9 protein-coding genes are annotated in these 7087 nt (G+C 66.0%); 5 read left to right on the forward strand and 4 right to left on the reverse strand.

The window, feature by feature from the left end; genetic code table 11:
* Window positions 1-6: 6 nt before the first annotated feature.
* Window positions 7-972 (reverse strand): non-homologous end-joining DNA ligase, encoded by a 966-nt coding sequence (ligD, locus tag FGL98_RS11650; RefSeq protein ID WP_186526117.1) that lies wholly within the window; start codon window positions 970-972, stop codon window positions 7-9.
* Window positions 973-1065: 93 nt separating this feature from the next.
* On the opposite strand from ligD, the gene FGL98_RS11655 reads away from it, so the two are divergent.
* From FGL98_RS11655 to FGL98_RS11675, 5 genes are all read left to right on the forward strand, one after another.
* On the forward strand, window positions 1066-1326 hold the full coding sequence (locus FGL98_RS11655; RefSeq protein ID WP_146316939.1) for an HU family DNA-binding protein: 261 nt from the start codon (window positions 1066-1068) through the stop codon (window positions 1324-1326).
* 12 nt (window positions 1327-1338) lie between these two features.
* Window positions 1339-3159, forward strand: coding sequence for a glutamine--fructose-6-phosphate transaminase (isomerizing) (glmS, locus tag FGL98_RS11660; RefSeq protein WP_146316940.1), 1821 nt, complete (start codon window positions 1339-1341; stop codon window positions 3157-3159).
* A gap of 78 nt (window positions 3160-3237) precedes the next feature.
* Entirely contained in the window at window positions 3238-3975 is a 738-nt protein-coding gene (locus tag FGL98_RS11665) for a DsbA family protein (protein WP_146316941.1), read from the forward strand.
* Between the two features lie 7 nt (window positions 3976-3982).
* A complete protein-coding gene (locus FGL98_RS11670; RefSeq protein WP_146316942.1) occupies window positions 3983-4459 on the forward strand; it encodes an SRPBCC family protein in 477 nt (158 codons plus the stop codon).
* 231 nt (window positions 4460-4690) lie between these two features.
* Entirely contained in the window at window positions 4691-4906 is a 216-nt protein-coding gene (locus FGL98_RS11675; protein WP_146316943.1) for a hypothetical protein, read from the forward strand.
* A gap of 171 nt (window positions 4907-5077) precedes the next feature.
* Here the strand turns inward: FGL98_RS11675 and FGL98_RS11680 are convergent, their stop codons facing one another.
* From FGL98_RS11680 to FGL98_RS11690, 3 genes are all read right to left on the reverse strand, one after another.
* Window positions 5078-5464: a Pepco domain-containing protein gene (locus tag FGL98_RS11680; protein ID WP_146316944.1), complete on the reverse strand. Its 387-nt coding sequence runs from the start codon at window positions 5462-5464 to the stop codon at window positions 5078-5080.
* Window positions 5461-6420: a hypothetical protein gene (locus FGL98_RS11685; RefSeq protein ID WP_146316945.1), complete on the reverse strand. Its 960-nt coding sequence runs from the start codon at window positions 6418-6420 to the stop codon at window positions 5461-5463. Before FGL98_RS11685 ends, FGL98_RS11680 begins: the two co-directional genes overlap by 4 nt.
* A 157-nt stretch (window positions 6421-6577) precedes the next feature.
* Window positions 6578-6964, reverse strand: coding sequence for a tyrosine-type recombinase/integrase (locus FGL98_RS11690; protein WP_222432132.1), 387 nt, complete (start codon window positions 6962-6964; stop codon window positions 6578-6580).
* Window positions 6965-7087 lie beyond the last annotated feature (123 nt).

The following is a 7087-nucleotide window of genomic DNA, read 5'->3' on the forward strand; positions in this document are numbered from 1 at the left end:
CTACATCTACTCCACTCGACCGTTATTTGCGCCACTCGGCGGGGTGCGGTCGGCCCAGTCCAGCAGAGTCTCCAGGCCGTGGGCTCGCTCGTCGATCGTGGAGTGCAGGTCGCCGAGGCGGGCGAACCGTTTGGGCACCGTGGCGATCGTGAAGTCCTCCGGATCGATGTCGGGGAGCTCGTCCCAGGTGATCGGCGTGGAGACGGTCCCGCGCGGGTTGCCGCGCACGGAGTAGGCACTTGCAATGGTGTGGTCGCGGCTGTTCTGGTTGTAGTCGACGAAGCAGGCTGTGGGGTCGCGGTCCTTGCGCCACCAGGCGGTCGTGACCTCCTGGGGCGCGCGTCGCTCCACCTCGTGCGCGAAGGCCAGCGCGGCACGGCGCACGTCCTCGAACCCCCACCGCGGTCCGATTCGGACGTAGATGTGCAGGCCGGACCCACCTGACGTCTTGGGGTATCCGGTGATGTCCAGTTCGTCGAGCACCTCGTGGCAGAGCTGCGCACAGCGTCGGACCCGGTCGAACGGGCAGTCCGGCATCGGGTCGAGGTCGATGCGCCACTCATCCGGACGCTCGGTGTCCTGGCGCCGGGAGTTCCAGGGGTGGAACTCGACGGTCGACATCTGCACGGCCCAGATCACCGTTGCCAGCTCGGTGACGCAGACCTCGTCGGCGGTGCGGTTGTAGCGCGGGAAGTGGATCGGCACGGTCTCCAGCCAGGGCGGTGCGCCGCCCGGGATGCGCTTCTGGTGCACCTTCTGCCCGGTCACCCCGGTCGGGTAGCGGTGCAGCATGCACGGCCGGTCGCGCAGCGCGCGCACGATCCCGTCGCCGACCGCCAGGTAGTAGTGCGCGAGGTCCAACTTGGTCTCGCCGCGCTCGGGGAAGTAGACCCGGTCCGGGTGCGAGATGCGCACGGTGCGCTCGCCGACGGTCAGGGTCTCCGCCGGCGCCGAGCCGCTCGTGGACGCCACCTGCTCAACCTACTGCCTAAGCCGTGATGGCGTTCCTGCCCGATTTCGGGCAAGAAGTTGCCATGGGGCGGCGGAAGGGCGCAGGATGCGGGAGTGCCAGACCCCGATCTCGTGCAGCGCATCGCGGACTCCACCGGGCTCAGTCTGCCGGAGGCGTCTCGGGTGGTTGACGACGTTCTCACCTGGCACCGGGAGCCGGTTGCCGACTACGTGCGTCGCCGGCACCTGCACCTGAAGACCTACGGCATGCGGAACGCGGCGATCTTCGAGCAGATCGCCGCCGAGCTGGCGGAGCGCACAGTGGCAGCGCCGCCACTGTCCGCGCGCCAGCTGCGCAGGATCGTCTACGGCTGAGGAGGCCACCAGATGTGCGGAATCGTGGGATACATCGGGCAGTCGCAGGCTGCTCCTATCTTGATCGAGGGCCTGACCCAGCTGGAGTATCGCGGCTACGACTCGGCGGGTGTCGCGGTGATCACGAGCAAGGGTCCCAGGGTGGTGCGCGCGGTAGGCCGCGTGCGTGACCTCGAGGCGGCCATGCCCAAGACGCTGCGCGGCACGACCGGCATCGGGCACACCCGGTGGGCCACGCACGGCCCGGCGACCCTGGAGAACGCCCACCCGCATGCCAGTGAAGATGGCCGGATCCTGGTGGTGCACAACGGCATCATCGACAATGCCGCAGACCTGCGTGCGCAGCTGTCCTCGGCAGGGGTGCGGCTCACCTCCGACACCGACACCGAGGTCATCGCTCACCTCGTCTCGCGGTCGACCGCGGGCTCGTTGGAGGACAGGGTTATCGACGTGCTGACCCGACTGACCGGCACCTATGCAATCGCCGTCGTCGATGCGGATGCGCCCGACCGGATTGTGGTGGCTCGTCAGGGGTCGCCGTTGATCCTGGGCGTAGGCGAGCACGAGATGTTCGTGGGGTCCGACGCGTCGGCGCTCGTGCGGCATACGTCGTCGATCGTGCACCTGGACGACGGCGAGATGGCGGCGATCACCGCCGACGGGTTCCGCACCTTCACGATGGACCGGCGTGAGACCGGCAAGGTGCCCGAGCGGGTGGCGCTCGATGCGGCCGACCTGGAGATCGGCGGGCACGACACTTATCTGCACAAGGAGATCTTCGAGCAGCCGGAGTCGTTGGCCCGTATGCTGTCCGGCCGACTCGACGAGCGGTTCGCCACAGCCCGTCTCGACGGCCTGGGGATCGACCCGCGCGAGCTGCGAGGATTCAAGCGGGTCAAGGCAATCGGCTGCGGATCGGCCTACTACGTCGGCCAGATGGGCGCCTCGATGATCGAGGATCTCGCCCGGATCCCCGCGGACGCCGAGGCCGCCTCGGAGTTCCGTTATCGCAACCCGATCATCGAGCCCGACACCCTCTATGTGGCGGTCAGCCAGTCGGGGGAGACCGCCGACACCCTGTTTGCCGTGCGCGAGATCCAGCGCAAGGGTGGCCGCGTCGTCGGACTGGTCAACGTGGTCGGGTCGACGATCGCCCGACAGTGCGACGGCGGCATCTATCTGCACGCCGGGCCCGAGATCAGTGTCGCCTCGACCAAGGTGCTGACCCACATGGCGGTGGGGTTCGCCATGCTGGCCCTCACCCTCGGCCGGGTCCGTGACCTGTCGTATGCCGACGGGGCACGCATCATCGCCGGGCTCAAGAGCCTGCCCGAGCAGGTGCAGCAGGTCCTGGACACCGATGACGAGATCGCTGGCGCCGCAGCCTCGTTGGTCGGCGCCGAGAGCCTCTTCTTCGTCGGCCGCGTGCGCGGCTACCCCGTTGCACGGGAGGGTGCGCAGAAGCTGAAGGAGATCACCTACCAGCATGCCGAGGCCTACCAGACCAGCGAGCTCAAGCACGGCCCGCTCGCGCTGATCAGCACGTCGATGCCGACGGTGGCGGTCGTGCCGAACGACGAGCTTGTCGATCGCAATATCGGCGCGCTGCAGGAGATCTCGGCGCGAGGCGGGCGGGTCTTGGCTCTCACCCATGAGGGCGTCAACCTGGACGGGCTCGACGTGCAGCGCATCAACGTGCCGGACGGTGAGGTCGAGCTGCAGGTGGTGCTGCTCACCGTGGCGCTGCAGCTGCTCGCCTACCACGTGGCAACCCAGCTCGGCCGCGACATCGACCGCCCACGCAACCTGGCGAAGTCGGTCACCGTCGAGTAGGCGCCATGACTCCTTCCAAAGTGTGCACACTCGGGCAGGCGCTGCAATCCTCCCGCGCGGGCGGCATACGGTGGAGATATGACCTCCACTGACATCCGTTTCTACTTCGACCCGGTGTGCCCGTTCTGCTGGCTGACGAGCAAGTGGATCCGGATGGTGCAGGTCGAGCGGGACCTCACCGTGGACTGGCGGTTCATCTCGCTGCGTCTGATCAACTCGCACATCGACTACGACGCGCACTTCCCGCCGGAGTACGAGGCCGGGCACACCGCCGGCTTACGGCTGCTCCGGGTAGCCGCCAGGGCGCGCGCCGAGCACGGGCGCGCCGCAATGGACCCGCTGCAGGCGGCCTTCGGGAAGCATATCTTTGACACTCCACCGCCCACCGATGTCGCAGGTGAGCAGGAGAACCGCGAGCGGCGCGGCACGCGGGCGTTCGTCGAGCCGATCCTGCGGGAGGCCGGTCTGCCCCTCGACCTGGCCGACGCCCTGGGCGACGAGTCCTGGGACGCCGAGATCCGTGCGGACGGCGACGAGGCGCTGGCGCTGACAGGCAAGGACGTCGGCACCCCGATCATCCACTTCGAGCCGCCGGAGGGGGTCGCGTTCTTCGGCCCGGTGATCAGCCGGCTGCCCGAGCAGGAGCACGCCGGCGAGCTGTGGGACCACGTGGTCGGCCTGGCTCGGTTCCCCGGGTTCGCCGAGCTGAAGCGCAGTATGCGGGAGCAGCCGCAGCTGGTCGGGTTCGGTGTGGAGACCGGCACCATTGGCAAGCAAGAAGACTGGCACGCGGGCAGTCGCCGACAGCACAAGTGAGGAACCGATGAGCGAAACTCCAGTGCACACCCATGAGCAGTCGATCGTCGTCGAGGCAACGCCGGAGGCGCTCTACGACCTGGTCAGCGACATCGCCCGGACGGGAGAGTGGAGCCCGGTCTGCACGTGGTGCCGGTGGGACGACGCGGCACAGGCGGGTCAGGTCGGCGCCGGGTTCACTGGCCACAATGAGCTGCCAGATCGCACCTGGGACACCAAGTCCCGGGTTGTTGCAGCCGATCGTGGCCGGGAGTTCGCCTGGGTCGTGGGCGGCAGCTTCGCGCGATGGGGCTTCTCATTTGCGCCGGACGGTGCGGCCACCAGGCTGACCGAGAGCTGGCAGTTCCTGCCGGGTGGGATCGCCATGTTTGGTGAGAAGTATGGCGACCAGGCGGCGGCGGAGATCGACGAGCGCATCCGACTGGCGCACGACGGGATTCCGCGAACGCTCGCGGCAATCAAGCGGGTCGCCGAGACCGCCTGACCTACCGGGGCACGGGATGCGGCAGGATCCGACCCGTCCCATGCTGGCTATAACGGTTCGGATCCGACGGCAGCCTCATGGCGACACCGGGGATGTCGGCACGCGGTCCCAGACTCGACAGGTCGGTGATGGGTACCCACTGGGCGAAGCCGGCGTGCCGCCTGCCTCGCTGGTCCCAAGGTCCCCGCCGATGATGGTCGCGCCGAGGATGAATCGCTGAGAGCGCGTCGGATGCTCATCGGCGTTGCGTGGAACAGTGAAGTGGTGGTTCGCGAGGATCGGGCCGACAGCCACACGGAAATCTGCCTCCTTGAATACCTCTCGGATGACGGCATCCGTGATGGGCTTGTCGAACACCCCTGGCATGCGCCAACCCGGCTCGGAATGGCCGCCACGGTTGAACCAGGTCAGCAGGATCTGGTCTTCTGCATTGTCAGTAGTGCGTAAGGGCTATGCGGGCGTCGTATTCGGTGGAGTGCGCGTGGCGACGCTACAGCGCGGTCGGGCGCCGCAGACGATGTCCTCGTCGGGCCGAGCGTCACTTGCGGCGGAAGGACGCATTGACCCCGCAACGGGGCGACGATTCGAGTTTGCCGAGGCGACGGCTCGGGGCAGCGATCACTGACGCCGCTTGAAGGTCGCTTCGAACGCCACCTCACCACTTAGTTCTGCGACGAACGCGACCTTGCCCGACGCGGTGAGTGACAGTTTCGCCGTGACCGAGTCCAGCACGTACTTGCTCTTCTGGTTCGGCTCTGAATCTGCAGTGAAAATCGCCTCGACAGCCTGAAACGCCTTCTTCCAGCTATCGAGAAACTCTGCTGGGTCAACCCTCGCGGCCCTGCGCTTCCATAGGTCCAGCACCTTCGACTGAAGTTCCACCTCATCGGCATTGCCGAAGGAATCGGATTGACCGTAACCCTCTCCTGGGTTGTCCTCGGCTTGGAGCATTGGTGGCGCGGCCACCCAAACCTCGATGTCAGGCTGACTGGCCTGTGTGGTCATGGATAAAACTCCAATCCGGATGCTGTTTCTAGCTGATGGCACGTTTGGGCATAACCAGTTGCGGGCGGGGCTGACTGGAGTCCAGGTGGCACGTAGCCCTCCAGGATGGGCCGCAAGACGCCGAGATACATACCCGCTGGCTCTCTCAGCGTGTCGTCGACGATGAACGCTCCGGAGTCACCGGGTAGGCCTGTCCAGTCAATACTGAATCTGACAGGAAACAGGATGCTGCCTAAGACGCCAAGGTTCATGTCAGTGTCGACAACCGTCACGTTGATGTGGTGGCCTCGGCTGGCCGAAAGAACTAACGGCTGACCCGCCACCACCGGCCACGATGCTCTTGAAGGAGCGCGGGCTGGCGGTGGCATCGTGCTCGATACGACAACAGCGTCGATACACCCACCGTAGGCATCGATGACCCTTCCAGTACCACCGTCATCAAATGCAACCCTGGCACTGATGGGATCGACTGCGTGTCGCGGCACCAGCCAACCCTCTCTGTGCCGCGAATGAGACTTCACCCAGCAAGAAGCCCGAGCTTGAGTCGGCGCTGTCACGTGCGGGGCTGTGCGCCAATGCTCCTCGAGAACCGTGTACCGGACCACTACTGGAAGGGAGACGTCGTCGACACTCATCGAAAACCTTGATCTGCCGACATCGTCAGGGTCCTGTACGAATCCTTCATTGTCCGGCACCTCTGCATACACGATCACACCGAAGGCGCCGTCTAACTCCTCGATGAAGCCAGCAGCGATGCGACTGACAAATGGGATTCCTGATAATTGTTCTCGAAGTTGCGGGAGGGCAGCAGCTATGCGGTTGCTCCACAACCAGACGTCGCCGAGATCACCATTCCCACGCTCCTCGAGGCGTCTCAAGCCGATCTGGGCTCCGTCATCGAAACCATAGCCAGGGCGCGGGACGTTTCCTAACCACTCCCTGTCGAAGTCCGCCATGTCTGGCCTCGATTCCGCCCTGTGACCGGCAGTCGAAGAGTCCCTGACAGATATCTTGCTCGCGGCCAGCTCCGCTGTCTAGACCGTGTGGAGTGATCCGCTCGTGAGTGGTCGGAGGTGAGTCATTCGGGCGGGTCCGGCATCGTCGAGTGGTCGTTCAGACGCCGGCGACATAGGCGGTGAGGAAGTGGACGCCGTGGCGGTCGAGGTTGCCGCGGGCGCGGTCGTAGTGCTCGGTGGTACGCGGGTCGGCGTGCCGAGCCAAGATCTGCGCGTCACGTAGCGGGACTCCGGCATCGAGGGCGTTGGTGATCGCCGCGTGGCGCAGCGAGTGCGGGCTGATGTGCCGCGGGATCGCGGCGGCACGAGCGATGCGGATAACCATCCGGTACACATCTCGCCGGTCAACCGGTTTCCCGGACAGTGGCCGCAGGATCAGAGGCCCGGTGGTGCGCTGCCCCCGGCAGCTCTCCAGGACACGCAGCACCGGGACGGTCAGCGGCATGGTTGCGGGTTTGTTGCCCTTGCCGACCAGGTGCAGCACTGTGTTTTGTCAATTGGATGTCGGCCGTTTGAGCGCTAATTTTCCGGCCAGTTGAGCGGGGTTTCCTGCCGTTTGAGCGTTACGACTAGAACGGCGGGTTTTTGGGGTCGTCCGGGTGGGTGG

It is taken from the genome of Leekyejoonella antrihumi, from assembly GCF_007845645.1.
In the GTDB taxonomy this organism is placed as follows: Bacteria; Actinomycetota; Actinomycetes; order Actinomycetales; family Dermatophilaceae; genus Leekyejoonella; species Leekyejoonella antrihumi.

Excerpts from the sequence above, each read along its gene's own strand:
- glmS (WP_146316940.1), top strand. The coding sequence starts at position 1,339 with ATGTGCGGAATCGTGGGATACATCGGGCAGTCGCAGGCTGCTCCTATC.
- FGL98_RS11665 (WP_146316941.1), top strand. The coding sequence starts at position 3,238 with ATGACCTCCACTGACATCCGTTTCTACTTCGACCCGGTGTGCCCGTTC.
- FGL98_RS11670 (WP_146316942.1), top strand. The coding sequence starts at position 3,983 with ATGAGCGAAACTCCAGTGCACACCCATGAGCAGTCGATCGTCGTCGAG.
- FGL98_RS11675 (WP_146316943.1), top strand. The coding sequence starts at position 4,691 with ATGCTCATCGGCGTTGCGTGGAACAGTGAAGTGGTGGTTCGCGAGGAT.
- FGL98_RS11680 (WP_146316944.1), bottom strand. The coding sequence starts at position 5,464 with ATGACCACACAGGCCAGTCAGCCTGACATCGAGGTTTGGGTGGCCGCG.
- FGL98_RS11685 (WP_146316945.1), bottom strand. The coding sequence starts at position 6,420 with ATGGCGGACTTCGACAGGGAGTGGTTAGGAAACGTCCCGCGCCCTGGC.